The organism is Sphingopyxis sp. GW247-27LB, from assembly GCF_002277025.1.
GTDB lineage: Bacteria > Pseudomonadota > Alphaproteobacteria > Sphingomonadales > Sphingomonadaceae > Sphingopyxis.
Map to the genome: position 1 here is coordinate 338,188 of NZ_NIWD01000009.1, position 19,533 is coordinate 357,720.

Annotated in this window: 15 protein-coding genes; 1 reads left to right on the forward strand and 14 read right to left on the reverse strand. The window is 61.7% G+C overall.

Annotated elements, in window-relative coordinates:
• Positions 1–1,135: 1,135 nt before the first annotated feature.
• Positions 1,136–3,376 (reverse strand): TonB-dependent receptor, encoded by a 2,241-nt coding sequence (locus CD928_RS14020; RefSeq protein WP_095387714.1) that lies wholly within the window; start codon positions 3,374–3,376, stop codon positions 1,136–1,138.
• A 317-nt stretch (positions 3,377–3,693) separates the two neighbouring features.
• On the opposite strand from CD928_RS14020, the gene CD928_RS14025 reads away from it, so the two are divergent.
• Positions 3,694–5,142 carry an MFS transporter gene (locus CD928_RS14025; RefSeq protein WP_176473585.1) on the forward strand — a complete coding sequence of 483 codons (1,449 nt, stop codon included), beginning with the start codon at positions 3,694–3,696 and terminating at the stop codon, positions 5,140–5,142.
• Here CD928_RS14025 and CD928_RS14030 read toward each other — a convergent pair.
• The 13 genes from CD928_RS14030 to CD928_RS14090 all read right to left on the reverse strand — a co-directional run bounded on the left by CD928_RS14030 (position 5,139) and on the right by CD928_RS14090 (position 19,469).
• Positions 5,139–6,284, reverse strand: coding sequence for an acyl-CoA dehydrogenase family protein (locus CD928_RS14030; RefSeq protein WP_095387716.1), 1,146 nt, complete (start codon positions 6,282–6,284; stop codon positions 5,139–5,141). The genes CD928_RS14025 and CD928_RS14030 overlap by 4 nt on opposite strands.
• Before the next feature lies 1 nt (position 6,285).
• Positions 6,286–7,293, reverse strand: a complete 1,008-nt coding sequence (locus CD928_RS14035; protein WP_095387717.1) for an acyl-CoA dehydrogenase family protein — start codon at positions 7,291–7,293, stop codon at positions 6,286–6,288.
• A gap of 208 nt (positions 7,294–7,501) precedes the next feature.
• The gene (locus tag CD928_RS14040; protein WP_095387718.1) at positions 7,502–8,260 is read right to left on the reverse strand and encodes an SDR family NAD(P)-dependent oxidoreductase; all 759 of its coding nucleotides are present in this window, start codon (positions 8,258–8,260) and stop codon (positions 7,502–7,504) included.
• Entirely contained in the window at positions 8,257–9,525 is a 1,269-nt protein-coding gene (locus CD928_RS14045; protein ID WP_095387719.1) for an acyl-CoA dehydrogenase family protein, read from the reverse strand. The genes CD928_RS14040 and CD928_RS14045 overlap by 4 nt, the downstream gene beginning before the upstream one ends.
• A gap of 2 nt (positions 9,526–9,527) precedes the next feature.
• Complete coding sequence (locus CD928_RS14050; protein WP_176473586.1) at positions 9,528–10,583, reverse strand: phosphotransferase family protein; 1,056 nt, start codon at positions 10,581–10,583, stop codon at positions 9,528–9,530.
• 20 nt (positions 10,584–10,603) lie between these two features.
• Positions 10,604–11,410 carry an enoyl-CoA hydratase/isomerase family protein gene (locus tag CD928_RS14055; protein WP_095387721.1) on the reverse strand — a complete coding sequence of 269 codons (807 nt, stop codon included), beginning with the start codon at positions 11,408–11,410 and terminating at the stop codon, positions 10,604–10,606.
• Complete coding sequence (locus CD928_RS14060; RefSeq protein WP_095387722.1) at positions 11,407–13,572, reverse strand: acetate--CoA ligase family protein; 2,166 nt, start codon at positions 13,570–13,572, stop codon at positions 11,407–11,409. The genes CD928_RS14055 and CD928_RS14060 overlap by 4 nt, the downstream gene beginning before the upstream one ends.
• Positions 13,517–14,698, reverse strand: a complete 1,182-nt coding sequence (locus CD928_RS14065; protein ID WP_095387723.1) for an acyl-CoA dehydrogenase family protein — start codon at positions 14,696–14,698, stop codon at positions 13,517–13,519. The genes CD928_RS14060 and CD928_RS14065 overlap by 56 nt, the downstream gene beginning before the upstream one ends.
• Positions 14,698–15,009, reverse strand: a complete 312-nt coding sequence (locus CD928_RS14070) for a hypothetical protein (RefSeq protein ID WP_095387724.1) — start codon at positions 15,007–15,009, stop codon at positions 14,698–14,700. Before CD928_RS14070 ends, CD928_RS14065 begins: the two co-directional genes overlap by 1 nt.
• Positions 15,006–16,376, reverse strand: coding sequence for an acyclic terpene utilization AtuA family protein (locus tag CD928_RS14075; RefSeq protein WP_095387725.1), 1,371 nt, complete (start codon positions 16,374–16,376; stop codon positions 15,006–15,008). The genes CD928_RS14070 and CD928_RS14075 overlap by 4 nt, the downstream gene beginning before the upstream one ends.
• Complete coding sequence (locus CD928_RS14080) at positions 16,373–17,416, reverse strand: LLM class flavin-dependent oxidoreductase (protein WP_095387726.1); 1,044 nt, start codon at positions 17,414–17,416, stop codon at positions 16,373–16,375. Before CD928_RS14080 ends, CD928_RS14075 begins: the two co-directional genes overlap by 4 nt.
• A gap of 106 nt (positions 17,417–17,522) precedes the next feature.
• Positions 17,523–18,692, reverse strand: coding sequence for a thiolase family protein (locus tag CD928_RS14085; protein WP_095387727.1), 1,170 nt, complete (start codon positions 18,690–18,692; stop codon positions 17,523–17,525).
• A 27-nt stretch (positions 18,693–18,719) separates the two neighbouring features.
• A complete protein-coding gene (locus tag CD928_RS14090) occupies positions 18,720–19,469 on the reverse strand; it encodes an SDR family NAD(P)-dependent oxidoreductase (RefSeq protein WP_095387728.1) in 750 nt (249 codons plus the stop codon).
• Positions 19,470–19,533: the final 64 nt, after the last annotated feature.

Sequence of the window (19,533 nt, forward strand, 5' to 3'; positions counted from 1 at the left end):
CGCAATGCCCGTCGCGGCCTGAAAACGCTGATTCACGCTTATCGCCGAAGCGGCGACCGCCAAGCCGGTCAGGCGGCTGCCGCCTGACCGGCCGAGGCACTTAGCGCATCCTGCGCTTCGCCCGAAGCCGCATTGGCCCGCGTCTGCGCCCAGATGCTCAATGCCAGCCACAACTCTTTTCGCGTCCCGGCGAAATTATGATAATGGGCCATGCCCGGCTGGATCCAAACGGTGACGTCTTCCGCCTTGCTGTAATATCGGCGCTCGCCCATCAGGTCGTCGGTCGTGTCGATCTCTCCAAAGGCGATGAACACCGGACATTCGACCTCGGCCGCATGCGGCATCGCGGGTGTGCCGGTCACCATTTCCATCGAGCAGGGCGGGAAAGACAGGTTGGTTTTGGCATCGACAACGTCCTGCGGAACATCATCGAGATGGTTCGGGAAGCGGGTTTTGCGCCGCGGCAATTGTACCATGCCGTGCGCATTGATCATGACATCGCTGCCGACCGGCGGACGCCCACCTTCCTCGAACGAAATGCGGGCACCGAATCCGCCGAACGGTCCGACCGACAGAGCCATCGGCGCGATAGCTTCGAAGCTGCCGTGCCGGCTTTGCTGAATTACGGCCAGCGGCACCCCGTTCGAATGTCCGATTCCCAGGACAGCGGCATTGGCGACCGGGGCGAACCCCTCGACCAGTTCGCCGCGCGCCAGGCGGTCGCGCAGCTGCGTCACCGCCTGATGATGAACGGAGGCAAGGTCGTCCCAGCTGATTTCGCGCGCGTCGCCATCATAGGGACTTTCGCCAACGGTAAAGACATCGATCGCCACCGTCCCGAATCCCCGCGCGGCGAAAAAGGCGCTGGAATCATATTCGTCGCCATAGCCTTCGACGCGTGTGCACCAGTAACGCCAATCGACGGTGGCGCCATGCATGCAGAAGAACCAGACCGGACGCGAGAGGCGGGCGGCCGCTTCGGGCTCCGGCAGCACCACTCGGGCAACGAGCGTGTGGGCACGCCCATGCACGGTCACGGGAAACTCCACACGAATCGGATTAAATTCGACTGCCATCTCGTCTCTCCTTCGTAATATGTTGAGCGGCGGGTCTCGGCGGCCCGCCGCCCGGCAAATCAGAATTTGACGCCGAATGTCGCGCCATAGGTGCGAGGCGGCGCGATCGACCCGGTCGAATAGCCGCCGCCGCCGCCAAGCAGGCCCGATCCGAGCGACAGGCCCTGCTTGACGAATTTGTCGGTCAGGTTGCGTACCCATAGGCCGGCCGTCCAGCGATCGCTGTCATAGGTTAGGAAGGCATTCGCGATGTCATGCGGCGCCTGCGAATCGCGGTCCAGGTTGAACGGCGTGTAATATGTCCGTCCGGTACGCCGATATTCACCGCGAAGGGTCAGATCCCCGTCCCCGACCGGAAGCGTATATGCGGCACCCAGATTGATCATGTAATCGGGCGATTGCGGGATCGTGAAACCCTTCAGGTCGAGCAGGCCCAGCGCCGGCCGCGAGCCATCGCCGGTAATGAATTCGGTATATTCCGCATCGAGCAGCGACAAGGACGCGTCGAGGCGAAGGCCTTGCGCCGGCGCAGCCGTTATCTCCACTTCAAGCCCCTGATTTCGCGCACCCGCTGCGTTGAGCACGACAAGCGATGTCACTGGGGTGAAGAACTGCACTTGCGTCTGAATGTTCGTGTAATCGTAACGGAACAGGCTGAAATTGGCGATGAGTCGATTGTCGAACCACGACGTCTTTAGGCCCGCCTCATAAGCCTCGATATTTTCCGGCAGAAACGGGTTGCCGACGCTGCCATAGTTGAAGCCGCCGCTCTTGAATCCGGTGGTGAACGAGGCGTAGGCGAAAATATCGTCGGTGAGCTTGTAATTTAGCGACACCTTCGGATCAACCGAGGTGAATCCGACTTTCAGATTCCGCGGAAAACCCGCTGCATTAATGATCGGCAACAGGGGCGGGAAGGGCCGCACAAAGTCGCTCTGCCGCGAGTCATTAAGCGCGCGGCGGGTTTCGTCGCTGTACCGGATACCGGCCGTAATCGACAACCGGTCGGTCAAATCATATGTCCCTTGTGCAAACGCCGCCCAAGCGTCGGTTTTCAGCGTCGCGAAAGACCAGATCCCCTGAACCGGCTGGAACGGACGACCGAAAAGCGCGGCGTTTAAAACGGCGCGATTCTCGGCAAATTCATCCTCGTAGAACCAATAAAGGCCGGCAGTAAATTTGAACCGATCGAAATCGCCGTTCACCTGAAATTCGGCCGAATAGGCATCGGAAATTTCGTTCAAGAAAACATTGTTCAGATAGGATGTTGTGCCGTCGGTGTCGTAAACCGAGGAATGTTCGCTCTTCTGATAGGCCATGATCGTTTTCAGTGAAATGGTGTCCGACACGTCCAGCTCGAAGTTGCCGGTCACCCCAAAGAGCTTGGTGTCGTTCGTCGGCGTGATGTCGGTGGCGACATCACGGAAATTGCCAATAATCGTCTGGCTGCCCTGTACCTGCCCGGCCAGCAACGCGCCTGGAGTCACGGTGCCGAATATATGCGGCACATAGGCCGCGTCATCCTCACGGCTGTAATACCCGATCAGCTTGGCGCGGAAGATCGCGCTCGGTTCCCACTGTACCGTGCCGCGCGTCGAAAAGACATTGAAGTCGTTGACGTCCTTTCCGGTAAACAGGTTCTTACCGAACCCTCCCCGATCCACCTTCTGGCCTGCCAGGCGCACGGTCACCGTATCCGACACGGGACCGCTGATCGCACCGTCGGCCTGGATCAAACCATAGTTGCCTACCGTGATATTCGCATAGCCCGACAGGCTGGTCGTCGGCGCGCGACTGGCGACACTGAAGGCGCCGCCCGTTGCGTTGCGACCGAACAGCGTTCCCTGCGGACCGCGAGCGACCTCGACGCGCTCGATATCGAAAAGCGCAGCAGATTGCGCGAACGGCCGCGGAACATAAACCTCATCGACGTAAAATGCGACGCGCGGATCATCGGCCGGCCGCGTCGACTGCAAGCCAAGCCCGCGCACCGCGATCGTTGTCATGCCAGCCTGGCTATTGATATTGACGTTCGGCAGTTCGCCCGCGAGGTCGGTCACGCTGGTGATATTTTTGCTTTGCAAGGCATCGCCACCGACGACGGACACCGCGATCGGCGTCTCCTGCAGCCTTGTCTCGCGCCGTTCCGCAGTCACGACAATATCGTCAATGCCCACACCGCTCGGATCGCTCGCCGATGCGGTATTGAGCGCCTCTTGCGCATGCACGGCAACGGCTGAAAACGGGGAAGCGGCGGTCGTGAGCAACAAAGCTCCGAGCAGACTTCGCGTCGTAATCATAACTGTTCCTTCCCTCCCAGTGGAATCAGGCGAACGGGCAGAGGGAGTGAAGAGCACACAACAGGTCGGCGTCGAAACGTCCGCCCGCGATTGCCTAGCCTCTCCCGACCGTTCACATGCCGATGTTTCCCGGCGGGGCCACCCTAACACTGCTGCGATGAAAGCAAAAGTAAAAAAGCAGATATGATTGCTTTTTTCTAACTCGGTTCACGATAGCTTACGCAGGGATTCCATCCAGAGTTGCCCAGTTTTAATTCGCTATCCCCATGTCCTTAGAAATACCGCAACAGCAAATTCGCGCCATAAGGCGATTGCTCTTGACGGTCAGCTTGTTCTGTTTTTTAGTGGCGGCCAAATCGAGAGGATGCTTGGATGAAACGCGATCAGCAAACGCGGCGGCGCGCGTCGTCGTCATGAACCCAGTCAATGAAACGTCGAATCGGGCGGACACCGTCGGCGCCGAAAGCGCACCGGCCACGGCCATTTCCGCGCGGGGGCGCCGCTGGATATTGCTTATCCTGATCCTCGGTACGGCCATGAGTTCGGTCGACCGGCAAATCCTGCCTCTCCTCCTCGAACAGATAAAACGGAGTTTTCAGCTGAGCGACACACAGCTCGGCATACTCACGGGGCCATCATTCTTCTTGCTTTACGCATTCTGCGCGCTTCCTTTGGCGGTCGTATCCGACCGCATAAGCCGACGTTTGGTCATAGTATGGTGCCTCGCAGCCTTCTCGATGATGACGGCGCTATCCGGCCTCGCACCAGGTTTTCTGTTGTTGATCATCCTGCGGATGGGCATAGCGATCGGCGAGGCCGGCAATGTGCCCGCATCCCAGGCGATGGTGGGTGATATCTATGGTCGCTCGCAACTGACTTCGGCGATGAGCTGGCTCTATTTCAGCCAAAGCATCGGCACGACCTGCGGCTTTCTGCTCGGCGGCTTTCTAGGCCAATGGCTGGGCTGGCGTTTGACGTTTGTCGTCGTAGGGCTACCCGGCGTTCTGCTGGCTTTTGCCGCCTATTTCGTCTTGCCCCAGAACAACGCGGCGACGTCGCACGTGCGGGCGTCGCGGTTAGGGACCAACGTCGTGCCCCTAAAGGTCAGCGCCCGCTTTCTCTGGTCGCAGGCAACCTATCGCTATCTTACTCTGGCCAACGCCATCTGGGCTTTCGCCAGCGCCGGGATTGCCATGTGGACCGCCATCTTCATCGGGCGTATCTATAAATTTCCGCCGGCTCAGATCGGCATGATCATGGCACTTGTCATCGGCGTCATTGGTGCAATTGGCCTGTCCGTTATCGGCACGCTCGCGCAGCGTATGGACAGGCGGGATGTGCGCTGGCCACTGTGGATCGTGGCGATCTCCTCGCTTGTCTCGGCGCCTCTCGCGTGCCTCACCTTCCTGTCCCAAAACGGCGCGCTGGCGTGGTTGGGTGGCAGCCTTCTCGCTTTCGTGTCGGTGTCCACCCAGGGCTCTGTGGCATCGACGGTCCAGATGCTTGTACCGCCTCACATGCGCAGCATCGCGGTTGCAATCAAACATGTTGTGGTGACGGCAATCGGCGCTGGAACCGCCCCGCTGGTCGTTGGGATTTTCAACGATGTTCTGGCGGTGTCGTATGGAGACCAGGCAGTGCGCTATACTCTGGCCTCGCTCAGTGTGCTGTTCCCGGTTGCGGCAGTGTTCTTCTACATTGCGGCAAGATCGCTACGCTCCGACATCGACCGTGCCGAAACTTGGGAAGAAACGGCGAACAGCTAACGTAGGCCCAGCCCGCGCGCGATAATGCCACGCAAAATTTCGCGGGTGCCGCCACGAAGCGAAAAGGCAGGTACATTGGCGACGGTATAAGCGAGGACCGTGCAAAAACTCTGTGTTGCCGGATCGTCTGGCTCGGCACTGACCAGCCGCCGAGCGACGTCGGGAATTTCCTGTTCGAATAAAGCGCCGAGATCTTTGACGATTGTAGCGTGCAGCGCCGCATCCTCCCCCTTTTCGAGCATCCATGCCACCGAGCGGGACATATGACGCAGCACAAGCAGATGAGCGGACAGACGACCAATCGCGATCCTGGCCTCACGGGCAGGCGATGAACCGAGCGCCCGGATCAATTCGACCAACAGCGCCATCGAGGAAAGATATCGCTCCGGTCCGCTGCGCTCGTAGGCCAATTCACTCATCACCTGATGCCACCCCTGACCCATCGTGCCGATCAACGCTGTATCGGGGACCTGCACATCCTCGAAGTGGACCTCATTAAAATGATGTTCCCCAGCTAGGTCGACGATCGGGCGGATCGTGATCCCCGGGGCCGACAGGTCGATCAGCAATTGGCTCGTACCGTTGTGCCGATCCGCCGGTGTCCCGCTCGTCCGGCAAAAAAGAACCATGTAGTGCGCATGATGAGCCAGCGTGGTCCATAATTTCGTGCCATTGATGCGGAAGCCGCCGTCAATGAGTTCCGCGCGGGTGCGGATCGACGCGAGGTCAGAACCCGCATCGGGCTCGCTCATGCCGATGCAGGCGAAGCCCTCACCTGCGGCGATTCGCGGCAGGACTGTCTGTTTCTGCTCTTCAGTACCGAATTTGAGCAACAGTGGACCAGATTGACGATCCGCAATCCAATGCGCTGCGACGGGGGCGCCGGCAGACAGCATTTCCTCCAGTACTACATAACGTTCCGAATTGCGGCGCTCGTGCCCGCCATAGCGTTTGGGCCAAGTCATGCCGATCCAACCCCGCTCGCCCACTTTTCGTGAGAACGCGGCATCGAAACCATTCCATGATCGCGCCTTTATCAGGGCAGAAACACCGGCCAGTTCCTCTGCAAGAAATGCACGCACCTCCGCGCGGAGTTCCTCGGCCGCGTTCGACTGCGGTGCGGGAGGAAATTTCAATCGCATCTTATGCCTCCGTCGCATGGACTTGGATGCCGGTCAGGTGTGGCCAGAAAGCGTCTGCCCCGGCTGATAGCACCGTGTCCCCCAGCTGCGTTTCCCAATAGGCTTCGTTTCCGAATTCGTCGCGCCACGCCCACAAGGCACGGGTATAAAGGTGCAGGCGATGCTCCTCGGTGAAGCCGATGGCGCCGTGAACCTGATGCGCGATTGCCGCGCCGATCCCAACCGCCTCTCCCGCCCGGCTTTTCGCAGCAGCGATGGCGGACGACGCATGCCCGCCTCCAAATGCCAGCGCCGCAAAATCCGCAGCGGCGTCCGCCGCGGCCGCCTGGCTCGCCAGAGTTGCCAGTTGCTGCTGTATCGCCTGCTGCTTGGCTATCGGACGGCCGAACTGCACTCGCTCATTTGCGTAGGCAAGTGTCAATTCGGCGACACGGCGCAAAGCGCCGGCCATTTCGAGAATGCGTGCTAACGCGCCGGCTTCGCGCACGTCCATCGGCGACGGCGCCGTTGCCTCGGCGTCAGAATGGACGAGAAACACCGCATCGCGCGGCAGTCCGCAGGCGCTGAAATCAGGCCTGACCGAAAGCTGATCCGCCGACAAGCGGACTATTGTTCCTTCCCGGATGCCGACGATAGTCTGCGCGTGGCGAGCCCAGGGCACTTGCTGCGCTTTGCCCGCGCAATCAAACGACGCGATCGTCGCCGGTCCCTCGGCCAGGGGCAAGCCAGCGCGCGCGAGAAACAGGTTGGCGAGCATGGTCTCTGCGAGCGGCAGCGGCGACCCGAAATAACCGCTAATCCGCACCAGATCGAGTGCCTCTGCCATGGCGATGCCATAGCCGCCCTCCCCTTCGGATAGAAGAGCTAGCGGCAATCCTGCGTCCTCAACCGCGGCCCACCCGTCTGCGGTGAAATCGCCGCGACGGCTAGCACGCACTGCCTCCTCGGTGAGACGCGTTTCGAATAGCCGCGTGGCGCTTGCGGTCAGAAGCTCACTCGTATCGCTCATGCAGGCCTCCTAATGGTTGCAAGATTTTTTGGTTGTGAAATAGCCAGTCGCAAGCGTCCGACGGCAGGACAAATCGCGCGACTATTTTCACTCATCTCGTGACTTCCTCGTCCATTCCAACGGATTGGTACGAGCGTAATTTTTGTCCGGATGAAGCGCCGGAGCGGTCGAGGCCAGCGTTGCGACGAAAACGGTCTGTTCTATCATGTCAGCGGGGCGGCATTCGAACAGCGCCATCGAGACGGATGGTCTCACCATTGATCATCGCATTTTCGACAATATGCACCGCGAGAGCCGCAAATTCCTGGGCCCTGCCCAACCGTGCTGGATGAGGAACAGCGGCGCCTAACTTGTCTTTGATTTCAATTGGCAAACGGTCGAGGATCGGCGTATCGAAGATCCCGGGCGCGATCGCCGCCACGCGAATCAATCTTTGTGCCAGGTCGCGCGCCGCGACCAGCGTCATCCCGACGATGCCGGCCTTGGACGATGCGTATGGAATTTGCCCGATCTGGCCTTCGTAAGCTGCAATCGATGCGGTTAACACCAATGCGCCGCGTTCGCCGTCCACTGGTTCGACCTTTGCCATCCGTTCTGCGGCCAGACGCAAAACATTAAAAGTACCCGTCAGATTGATGCGCACGATTGATTCATAAATTTCGAGCGAAGCGGCCATTCCATCGCGATCGAGAACACGCAATGTCGCGCCGCGGCCGGCGCAATGCACGACGGCGCGCAGAGCGCCCAGCGAATCGGCCGCGTCGAGGGCGGTACGCATCTGCGCTTCGTCCGTCACGTCGGCGGGGACAAAAACACCGCCCAACGCCTTCGCGACGTCTTGACCCGCTGATTGTGGCAAGTCCACAATCACGATCTTCGCCCCGCGCTTGGCTAATAGCTCGGCCGTTGCGCGCCCGAGGCCCGAGGCGCCCCCAGTGACGAGCGCGGCATGCCCTTCAACATTCACCGACGGCTTTCCGGGTATTTGCCGCGTGCGGCCGCCGCCGCGCGCGGCAGGTGATAATCGGGGAAGATCGGGTCGGGTTCGATACCGCGCACCAGTTCCTTTGCAATTGTAAGCAGGTGCACCTCAGTCGGACCATCAGCAAGTCCCATGCCATAGGATTCGAGAAGCCACTGGGCGAAGGGCATCTCGTGCGACACGCCGATTGCGCCGTGGAGATGCAGCGCGCGCGAAGCAATGTCGTGCAGAACCCGGGGCATGGCAGCCTTCACCGCGGCGATGTCCTTGCGAACGGCCTTATAGTCCTGATGCTTGTCGATCAGCCAGGCGGTGTGCAGCACCAGGAGACGGAACTGGGTAAGCTGAATCCAGCTTTCGGCTATCTTTTCCTGAACGAGTTGCTTGTGCGCGAGAAGACTGCCCTTGGTCGTGCGCGACACCGCGCGACGCTGCATGAATTCCAGCGCGCGCCGTGCCTTGGCGATGGTGCGCATCGCATGGTGGATGCGCCCCCCGCCAAGCCGCGTCTGCGCGACGAAAAATCCTTGCCCCGGGTCACCGAGCATATGGTCGAACGGCACCCGGACATCATGATATCGAACATAGCCATGGGTTGCCGGAAGCGTGCCATAGCCCACGCTTCGGACGATTTCGATTCCCGGCGTTTCGGCAGGGACGATGATCGTGGAGATGCTTTGGTGGGGCGGCGCGTCGAATTCGCTTTTGGCCATGACGATGAAGAATTCGGCGGTTTTTGCATTGGTCGAAAACCATTTTTCGCCATTGATGATCCAGGATTCACCGTCACGAGCCGCCGTCGTGGCGATCTGCAAGGGATCGGCGCCGCCCTGCGGTTCCGTCATCGAAAAGCAGGAGACGATCTCATTTTCTAGCAGCGGCTCAAGATAGCGCGCCTTTTGCGCGAGGGTACCGAAGCGCGCCAGAATTTCCGCGTTGCCCGAGTCGGGCGCTTGCGATCCGAAAACCAGTGGAGCGAACCGCCCAACGCCCAGAATTTCGTTCATCAGCGCCAGCTTGACCTGGCCAAATCCCTGTCCTCCCAGTTCAGGCCCAAGGTGACAGGCCCACAGCCCGCGCTTCTTCACCTCGGCTTGCAACGGCAGAACGAGTTCGCGATTTCGCGGGTTTTTCACGTCAAAGGGATTGTCGAGGATATGATCCAGCGGCTCCACTTCGTCACGTACAAAGGCGGATATCCAATCGAGCTGGGCCGCGAATTCCGGGTCAGTCTCAAAATCCCAGCTCATTGTCAGTTCCTATCTATCGTATCGATCGCTCTGGCGATCATCCCGCGCGCCGATTGGTGGAGGCGTTTGCCGGTGGCGGGGTCGGCTAGTCCGGCCTGCGCCCTGGCGTGCGTCCCTTCCAGAACGATTGCGAATTTGTAACACGCCAGCACCTCGAACCAGGTCAGGCTGACCAACGAACGGCCCGTGCGCTCGGCATAATGAGCGATCAGGTCCTCGCGGCGAGGGAAGCCGTCCCACGGTTCGACCTTCAGGCTCAACAGACCCTCGTTGCGTTCGTTCGGCCAGGCGATGAGCAATCGCCCCAGATCCAGCATCGGATCGCCCAGCGCGGCGAGTTCCCAATCGAGGATGGCGGCCAGTCCGCCGTGCTCGGCGCGAAACATCACATTGGCGATATGATAGTCGCCGTGCATCAACCCGGGCTGAAAATCGCCGGGTGGATTGGTCTCGAGCCAGGCTCCCACTGCCGCGACCGGCCCCAGTGCCGCAGGTCCCGACCAGGCATCGATGCTGGAATATCCCTCAAGCTGCGACGCCCATCGGCCAACCTGACGGCCAATAAAGCCTTCGGCGCTGCCAAGCGACTGCAAGGCGTCGCCATGTGCCGGGATTTTCGCCAGTTCGGCCAGGCCATCGACCAGCGCCAGCCCCATCCGGCGGCGAAAGGCGGGATCGGTTGTCGCCCGCCCCGGCATGGTCACGGTGGCGTTGAATCCATCCACCTCGTCAGTGACCAGGAAAATGCCACCCAGAATCGAGACATCCTCGCACAGGCCGCACAGTCGGGGGTGCGGAACATCAGTGCCCGAAAGCGCCGTCAGCACGGCATGTTCGCGGCGGATCGTCCTGTCGCCGCCGGCGCGATCGAGCGGCGGTCGCCGCAACACCAGATTTCGCGCGCCGCACTGAAATCGCACGAGCAGATTCTGGGTGCCGCCTGTCAAGATGCGAACGTCGGTAACCTCACCCTCGGCGACGTGTGTGTCGGCAAGCCAGCGTTCGAGCCTGGCCTTCCCTGCGGGCAGCCACGGGACAGCATCCGCAGCGCCGCTCACTGGCGAGCCTTCGGCCATCGTCAATTGTCGCCGGAGCGATATGGCGGCCATTCGGGTAAGCGCTTTTCGAGAAATGCGTTCGCGCCTTCGCGCAGATCGTCACCCAGGAAAAAGGGAAGATTGAAGAATTGCGCAGCATCGAGCGCCTGCGATGCCGGCATATCACTCAACAGCGTGAAGGTACGCCGCCCCAACGCAACGGCAGTCGGACTGACGCGCGCGAACCGCTTCGCATAGCTCTGAACCAGGGCTTCCAGATCCGGCAGGTCGGTTGCGACGCGATTGACGAAGCCTACCCTGTGCGCTTCGGCGGCGTCGATCGCATCGCCTGTCATCATCATTTCCAGCAGCAGCTTGCGCGGGATCGACCGGCTAAGCTGCGCGACGATGATCATGGGGAACAGGCCGATCTTTGCCTCGGGCATGGCAAAGGTCGCCGATTGCGTCGCCAGGACGACATCGCACATGCCGGCCAGGCCCATGCCCCCTGCCGACGCGGGCCCGTTGACGGCGGCAATCACCGGCTTTTCGGCGGTCAGCATCCGCTTGTGCGCCGCGACGATCGCAGAGGGCCAGTCCAGCGCCTCGGCCGCAGGCATGTCGCGAAACTGGTTCATCTGGCGCAGGTCGCCGCCGGCACAAAAGGCGTCTCCGGCGCCGGTGATGACGATCGAACGGACGGCATCATCCGCAAAATGCTGCTCCATCGCGCGGAGAATTTCCTTCGCCGTCACATTGTCAAGCGGATTGCGCGCCTGCGGCCGGTTGAGCGTGATGCGGCCCAGATTGCCGTCACGTTCGACCAGGATATTCTGCCAGCCGCTCATTGCGCATCCTTTCCTACGAACAGCGCATCGACCAGCCGAACGCCCTTGCCGTCTTCCAGCACCAGCACGGGATTGAGGTCGGCTTCGGCCAGCCAATGCGCCTGCGCCGCGCCAAATGAGGAAAAGCGAACGATCGCATCGACGAGCGCATCGATATCACGCGGCGCGGCGCCGCGGAAACCGCGCAGCAGTCCAACACCGCGCAGCGATTCGATCATGTCACGCGCCCTGCGCGCATCGACGGGCGCAACCCGCACCGCGACATCCTGGAGCAGTTCGGTGAAAATGCCGCCCAGGCCGACGAGGACAAACGCGCCCATGGCCGGATCGACCTTCATTCCCAGAATGACTTCGGTCGCGCCCTCGATCTGTTCCTGAACCAGAACGCCATCGGCGTCAGCGTCGCCCAGATAGGCGCGTGCGCTGGCCATCATGGCGTCGAACGCAGCCGCGACCTCGTCATCGGTACGCAGCCCGAGCGCGACCCCCCCGGCCTCGGTCTTATGCGGAATACGGGCGCTGACGATCTTCATCACCACCGGGAAACCGATGGCTTTCGCTGCCGCAACCGCCGCATCCCGATCGGCGGCGAAATGCTCCGCGGGCATCGCAAGTCCGGTCTCCAGCAGCAGCCGCTTTGCGTCCTCGTCCGCGACCACCCCGCGAAAATCATGGACGGCGCCGTTCGGCTGCGGCGGGGTCGGAACATCGGGCGCACGCCGGAAGGCCGACCATGCCGCCAGCCGGTCAATGGCGGTGTAAAGATCGTTCAAATTGTCGAAAACAGGTATTCCGCGATCGATGTAGATTTCCGCCTCGCGGCCCCAGACCGACCCGTCCATCGCATAGATTGCGAGCGGAGCGGCATCCGCCTGGGTCACACGGTCGCCCAGCAATTGCGCGGCGCCGACACCCGCATCGGCGGTCAGATGTTTGCGGGCATAGACGATCGTGCCGATCGCCTCTTCGCTGGAAAAACCGTCGTACACCTTAAGCGCCAGAGACGGATCGCGCGCGATTTCTCCCGTCAGGTCGCAGGGATTGAAACCCTTGCCAAACTGCAGCGCAGCCGTAAGCCGGTCTTCGGCCGCCTGGCTGATCGCGGGCACGGGCACCCCGATCGCGCTGGCCTTGTCGGCCAATGCCCCGGCCTGACCGCCCGATACCGAAATGATACCGATCCCGGGAATTTTCGGCGCCCCTTGGGTCAGGAACAGCTTGGCGACCGCAACCAGTTCGCTCAGTTCGCTGACGCGCAATACGCCGCACGAGGCAAAAAGCGCATCATACAGGGAATCCGCGCCGGCAAGAGCGCCGGTATGCGCCGCGGCGCGGCGGGCGCCTTCCTCGCTACGTCCGACCTTGATCAGCACGATCGGCTTGCCAAGCTCGGCCGCCATCTCGGCGACCTTCACGAATTTCCGCGGCTCGCGCAGCGCCTCGACAAAGGACAGGATGATCTTGATGTCCGGGTCTTGGACCATCACCGACATATAATCGACTAACCCCAGGTCGATCTCATTGCCCGCGCTCGCATACAGCTTGCAGCCGATGCCGGCCTGTTTTAGCCGCACCAGCAGGGAACTCGCAGTCGCGCCGCTTTGCGTCACCAGGCCCACTGGACCGGGCGTTATACCCTCCTCGAAAAGCGGCTGGATCGACCCGATCGCGCCGGTGGCAAGATTCGCTATGCCGTCGGTGTTGGGTCCGACGATGCGCATCCCGTGGGCACGCGCGACCGCGACCATTTCGCGCTCGATCGCGGCGCCCTCAGACCCCGTTTCTCCAAAACCCTGGGTCGGCAGGACGACCGACTTGACGCCGGCGGCGGCACATTCGCGGATCGCGTCCGGCGTCCGCTCGGCGTTGAGTGCGATCACCGCAAGATCGACCGGGCCGGGAACCGCGCCGAGTGAGGGATAGCTGCGGTGGCCCTCAATCTCGTCGCGCGTCGGGTTGACCGGATATATCTTGCCCTGAAAGCCTTTGGTGCCGACCAGATGAAGCGGCCACCAGCTCAATGCGCCGGGCTTGGAAGAGGCGCCGATGACCGCAATCGACTGGGGATTGAACAGCCGGACGACGTCATCCTCCGCCCCGGTAACCTTACGCATTGCGCACCGCCGAGCGGTGACGGTCCATCGGCTTCCAGCCAAGGGCATCGTCGGCGATCAGGATACGTTGCAAGTTAGCCGACCCCTCGCCGGTCTGCCACAGCTTGGCAAAATTGAGGTAGATCGAGATCGGCAGTTCGTCCGAAAAGGCATAGCCGCCGAAAATCTCGACCGTCGCCTGCGCGGCCCGGTTGCATACTTCGCCGACATAATATTTGGCGATCGAACTTTCGCGGGTCGCAATGTTCCCTGCATCGTAAAGGCGCGCGGCCTTATAGACCAGCTCGGTGGCCGCTGCGACTTCGACCACCATGTCGGCGATCTGGTGCTTGATCATCTGATAACTACCGATTTTTTCGCCGAAGGAGGTACGCAGATCGGCATATTCGACGGCGACATCAAGGCAGGCCCGCGCCAGGCCAAGCGACCGCGCGGCGACCGTGAGCCGGCCAAAATCCATCGCGGTCATCGCGATCTTGAACCCTTCGCCTTCCTGGCCCAGCATCGCACTGGCCGGAACGCGCATGTCGGTGAACGTCAGGCCGTTGGTCGGCATCAGGTTGCCGAGCGTGCGACATTTGACCCGGCTTGCCTCGAATCCGAGGGTCGCGGTATCGACGAGGAAGGCGGAGACGCCGCGATGCTTGGCAGCGGCATCGGTCTTGCAATAGACGATCACGACATCGGCGACGTTCGCGTTGGTGATCCACATCTTCTGGCCGTTGATAATATACTCGTCACCGTCCCTTACGGCGGTCGTCCGCATGGCCCCCAGAAAATCGGTGCCGCCGTCAGGCTCGGTCATGCCGTTCGCGCCCAGCAGTTCGGCCGTGACGAGGCGCGGCACATAATGATCGATCTGGTCCTGGCGACCCCAGTTGCGGATGGTCAGCGGGACGGTCGCGGCCTGGAGGTTCATGCCGGCGCTGAGGGGGGGATAGGCATAGGCCAGTTCCTCGGAGACGACCGCCAGAGCCTCGAACCCCATTGCCGAACCGCCGACATCCTCCGGCAACATCACGCCAAAGGCCCCCAGCGCGCCGAGCTGGCGGTAAATGTCGCGCGGAAATTCGCCCGCAAGTTCCAGCGCGCGGATATGCGGCCGGATTTCCTTGCGGCCGAACTCGCGCATCGTGTCGCGCAGCGCGGTGATTTCTTCCGACGATGCAGCCATCAAACGTCCCCGATTTCCATGCGAAGCAGCCAGGTGTACATCACCTTGCCCAGATGATCGGACCGCAGCGACAATGTGCCGCCGCCGTTCAGAGCCCCGCGGCAGACAAAATTCAGCGCCCTGATGTTGGGCAGTTCGTAACGCTCGACGGCGCCTTTGATGAGTTCGCCAAAATGCGCCTTGACCCGTTCGGCGGTGACCTCGCGGCAGAGCGTCTCATATGCCTCCGGGCTCCGCGCGATCAGGCCGATGTTGCACACATCGCCCTTGTCGCCCGACCGGCCATGCGCCAAATCCCACACCCGGCTCATGGTTGCACCTCCGTGATCTCCACCGACTGGGTGATGAACTCGCGCGGGATCATGCACGGCCAGATGCCGAACAATTCCTTGATCGGCGGCCGGGTGCCGATGCCGCTCGCCCCCGCCGGACCGTTGTTGTAAAGGGGAACGCTTTCGGTGAAGACCTTTCGGGCATCGTCCTTTGTCATGCAGCGCGCGGCGTAGCGCACCACGACTTCGGGCAGCTCGGCGTCATCAGGGTCGGGCACCGATTCCGGCCCCCACATCGAATTGACGCCGATATATTCGACGCGCTCTTCCTCGGCGCTGAAACCCACCTGCTGGAGCCGTTCGGCAAGAAATTCGAGGCCCGCTTTCGCCTTTTTCACTGCGTCGGGCCAGGTGTAGGTGAACTGCGCCTCGCCAACGAAACCGGCGCGATACCCCATGTTGACCTTCAGCGTTGCGGGGGCGGGCTTGCCCCCGATATTGGAAATCCGCACCTGGTCCGCCCCGACCTGGTCGAGCTTGATCTGGCTGACATCCGCCGTGGAATCGGCGGTGAGGTAGTTGGCTGGGTCAAGGACTTCGTACACGAGCTGCTCGCTGACCGTCCCCACGGTGACACTGCCGCCGGTCTGAGGCGACTTCGACATGATGGCTTCGCCATTTTCGAAAACCGTCGTCACGGGATAGCCCAGCGAGGGTAGCCGCGGCATGTCCTGCCAGCCGCCCGAATAGAGGCCGCCCGTGGCTTGACCGCCGCATTCGACACAATGGGCGATCCCGGTGCCCGCGCCTAGCATGGCCCAGTCGTCCGCAGCCCAGCCGAGTTCGTGGCGCATCGGCCCAAGATAAAGCGCGGCATCGGTCACGCGGCCGCAGATGACGATGTCGGCGCCCTGTTCAAGTGCCTCGACGATGCCCTCGCAACCGATATAGACATTCGCCTGGGTGACGCGGTCGCGGACATCGGAAAGCGGCCGGCCGGTATCGATGTTCTCCAGCGCAATGCCGTCTGCGAGCAGTTCGTCGATCCGGTCCATGATGTCATCGCCGGTAACCACGGCGACCTTGGTCCCATATAACCCCAGCTCCTGGCACAGCGCGACGACCTGGCGGCCGCAGGATTCGGGATTTGCCCCGCCCGCGTTGGAAATGATCCGAATGCCCCGTTCGCGGCATTTCACCACGACGCCGCGCAGAAAGGGGATGATGTCAGTCGTATATCCCAGATCGGGATTTTTCGATTTCTGCTTGCTGAGGATCGACATCGTCAGTTCGGCAAGATGGTCGCAGCACAGATAATCGATGTCCGCGCGTTCGACCATCTCGATCGCCGGACGGATCGAGTCACCCCAGAAGGCCAGACCGGTGCCCAGTTTTACGCTCTTCATTGATCGTCTCCGCAACGCCGTTCGGCTTGCTGCACAAGCGGGATTACCCGTGTGCCGAACAGTTCAATCTGCTTCATCGCCTCTTCGTGCGGCAGTCCCGGCCATTGCGGTTTGAACATGAAATGCGTCATGCCAAGGTCGCGGCGCAGCCGATCCAGTTCCTCGGCGCATTGCTCGGCGGTGCCCAGGATGAAGCGCGAATCGATATCCTCGTCGGACTGCGAGCCGAAGCCGCCCTTGCCCGCGTCCTTGTCCAGCCGATCGCCAAGACCCCATTTCAGATAGGTCTTGAACCGAAGCTCGCTGCGCGCCTTCGCCAGTTCGCGGGCCTCATCGCGCGAGTCCGCAATCAGCAATTCGCGCCGCAACGGGAAATCACCATCGATCGGCAACCCCGCAATCTCGCGCTCTTCGAGGAAGACCTCACGCAAGCGCGCCAGCCCTTCATGCGTCGGAAAGGGGGGGGCGTACCATGCGTCGCTTGTCCGGGCAGCGCGGCGTATCGCCTTTTCGCCCTGCCCGCCGATCCAGATCGGCGGGCGCGGCCGCCGTACCGGCAGCACCGCAGGCACCTGGCCCTCGACGACGAAGTTCTGGCCATGAAAATTGACCTCATCGCCCGACCACAATTGCTTGATCAGTTCCAGCCCTTCTTCGAACCGTTTGACCCGCGTTTCCTTGGGAATGCCGAAGGCGCGGAACTCATGGTCCGAATAGCCCAGGCCTACGCCCAGGACGGCCTTGCCGCCGGTGACGGCGTCCATGGTCGCCACCTGTTCGGCGGTCTCGACCGGGTTGACCAGCGACAACAGAATGATGCCAATCACCACATCCATCGTCGGCGCGAATTGCGACAGATAGGTCAGATAGGGAACCGGCTGATAATAGCGCAGTTCGCCGCCCAGGAAGTGCTGACCCGCCACCATCGCGCTGAATCCCAGCTGTTCGGCCGTTTGCACCACTTCCTTGTGGGCCGCGAACTGGATCTGCGGATCGGTTTCCTTGCCCCATACAGGCGTCGTTAGAATTCCGAATTTCATTTACGCTTCACCTCTCCTGCACCGTCACAGCCGTGCTTTCACAAACTAGGATAACTATACGCATAGTTTTGTCAAAGGAAAATCCGGCCACCTTCGTATGCCGTTTTCAAATGCGCTGGATCAGGGTCGCGGTACCGACGCCGCCGCCGCAACACATCGTCACAATTCCCAGTTCGCCGTCGGAATCCTCCAATATATGCAGCAGGGTCGTCATAAGCCGCGCCCCGGTCGAGCCGAGCGGATGCCCTAGGGCAATGGCCCCACCGCGCTGGTTGACGCGGTCCATGTCCGGCTTGAGTTCGCGTTCCCACGCCAACACCACCGACGCAAACGCTTCGTTCACCTCGAAAGCATCGATATCGGCGATTGTCAGGCCATTGCGCTCCAGCAATCTGCGGGTCGAAGGAATTGGACCGGTCAGCATCGATACCGGATCGACCCCGATCACGACCTGATCGATCACGCGCGCGCGCGGCGTCGCGCCCAGCGCCGCAGCCTTTTCGTCGCTCATCAGCAGCAGGGCGGCAGCGCCGTCGGACATCTGCGAGGAATTGCCCGCCGTCAGGCGCCCGCTTTCACGAAAGGCCGGCTTCAATCCCGCCAGCGTGTCGAGCGACGTTTCGGGACGGATGCCCTGATCAGCGGTCATCACGCCGGCGTCGGTGTCGATCGGCAATATTTCGCGCCGGAAGGCGCCCGCGGTTATCGCGGCATGCGCAAGCTGGTTCGAACGCACCGCATAGGCATCAAGATCGGCGCGGGGAATTGCCCATTGATCGCAGATCATTTCTGCACCCTCGCCTTGCGCGACGATTGGGTAATGCGCGAAAAGTTCGGGGGGAAAGGCAGCGCCATAGGTCGCTTGCGCGCCTTCATTCGCCCGGAACCCGACCCGCCCCATGTGCTCGACGCCGCCCGCGACGACAACGTCATTTATTCCGGCTTCGATCGACAAGGCGGCATAGTTGACCGCCTGCTGCCCCGAGCCGCATCGCACATCGACCGTGGTGGCGCCGGCTTCAATGGGCAACCCTTTCATCAACCAGGCGGTGCGTGTGATGCCGCTCGCTTGCTGCGCAACCTGATGGGCGCAGCCCGCGATGACATTCTCGACCTCGCTCGCATCGACGCCTGCGCGGCTGATCACTTCGACAAAAGTCCGGCCAAGAAGATCGGCCGGGTGGATGTCGCGGAACATGCCTTTTTCTGCATGCCCGCGTCCGATCGGTGTACGGACGGCATCGACGATGACGGCGGCGCGCGCGGGATTTCTCATAAATTGTCCTTGTGTGTTGGCCGCCGCTCAAATCTTGGCGGTCTCGCCGCCGTCGATCACCATCACGGCACCGGTAACGAAGTCGGAAAGCGGCGACGCCAGATAGCAGACCATCGCCCCCATTTCGTCGGGCATGGCCATCCGGCTCGCGGGGATCTTGCGAACGCGCTTTTTCAGGACGTCCGGATTGTTCACCACCGCCGCCTGCGCTTCGGTTGCGAAGCCGCCCGGCGCGATGGCGTTGACTTGAATATTATGGCGTGCCCATTCGGCCGCGAGGGCCTTGGTCATTTGAAGCACGGCGCCCTTCGACGCCGAATAGCCGACGAGCACGGCCTTGCCGCGGATGCCGGAAATCGATGCGATATTGATGATCTTGCCGCTGCGCTGTTCGACCATGATCGCGCCGGCGGCCTTCGAAAGCATCGCTGGCGCGATGACGTTCACAACCATCAGTTCCGAAAGTGATTCATGTGTTTGCTCCAGAAACGCGCCGGCAGGCGCGATCCCGGCATTGTTGACGACAATATCCAGCCTGCCGAATTCGGAAACCGCCCGCGCCGGCAGCGCCTCGACCGCGGCGATATCCCGCATATCGCACGGGACCGGGACAATCGCCCCCGGCCGCGTTTTCGCGAGCGCCTCCAATTCGGAAACCGAACGCCCCGTGGCCAGAATCTTCGCGCCCTCGTCCGCCAATGCCTGGGCAGCCGCGAAGCCCAGGCCCCGGCTGGCCCCGGTGACGATCGCCACCTTGCCCTTGATCTTGATATCCATCGCCTTGCGCTCCCGATAAGGTGTGTCGGACGGCCGACGAGACAGTATCTTGTCGGCCGCCCGG

Bases quoted from the DNA above. Each gene is read 5' to 3' on its own strand.
- CD928_RS14020 (WP_095387714.1), bottom strand. From the start codon at position 3,376: ATGATTACGACGCGAAGTCTGCTCGGAGCTTTGTTGCTCACGACCGCC.
- CD928_RS14030 (WP_095387716.1), bottom strand. From the start codon at position 6,284: ATGCGATTGAAATTTCCTCCCGCACCGCAGTCGAACGCGGCCGAGGAA.
- CD928_RS14035 (WP_095387717.1), bottom strand. From the start codon at position 7,293: ATGAGCGATACGAGTGAGCTTCTGACCGCAAGCGCCACGCGGCTATTC.
- CD928_RS14045 (WP_095387719.1), bottom strand. From the start codon at position 9,525: ATGAGCTGGGATTTTGAGACTGACCCGGAATTCGCGGCCCAGCTCGAT.
- CD928_RS14055 (WP_095387721.1), bottom strand. From the start codon at position 11,410: ATGAGCGGCTGGCAGAATATCCTGGTCGAACGTGACGGCAATCTGGGC.
- CD928_RS14060 (WP_095387722.1), bottom strand. From the start codon at position 13,572: ATGCCCTTGGCTGGAAGCCGATGGACCGTCACCGCTCGGCGGTGCGCA.
- CD928_RS14065 (WP_095387723.1), bottom strand. From the start codon at position 14,698: ATGGCTGCATCGTCGGAAGAAATCACCGCGCTGCGCGACACGATGCGC.
- CD928_RS14070 (WP_095387724.1), bottom strand. From the start codon at position 15,009: ATGAGCCGGGTGTGGGATTTGGCGCATGGCCGGTCGGGCGACAAGGGC.
- CD928_RS14075 (WP_095387725.1), bottom strand. From the start codon at position 16,376: ATGAAGAGCGTAAAACTGGGCACCGGTCTGGCCTTCTGGGGTGACTCG.
- CD928_RS14080 (WP_095387726.1), bottom strand. From the start codon at position 17,416: ATGAAATTCGGAATTCTAACGACGCCTGTATGGGGCAAGGAAACCGAT.
- CD928_RS14085 (WP_095387727.1), bottom strand. From the start codon at position 18,692: ATGAGAAATCCCGCGCGCGCCGCCGTCATCGTCGATGCCGTCCGTACA.
- CD928_RS14090 (WP_095387728.1), bottom strand. From the start codon at position 19,469: ATGGATATCAAGATCAAGGGCAAGGTGGCGATCGTCACCGGGGCCAGC.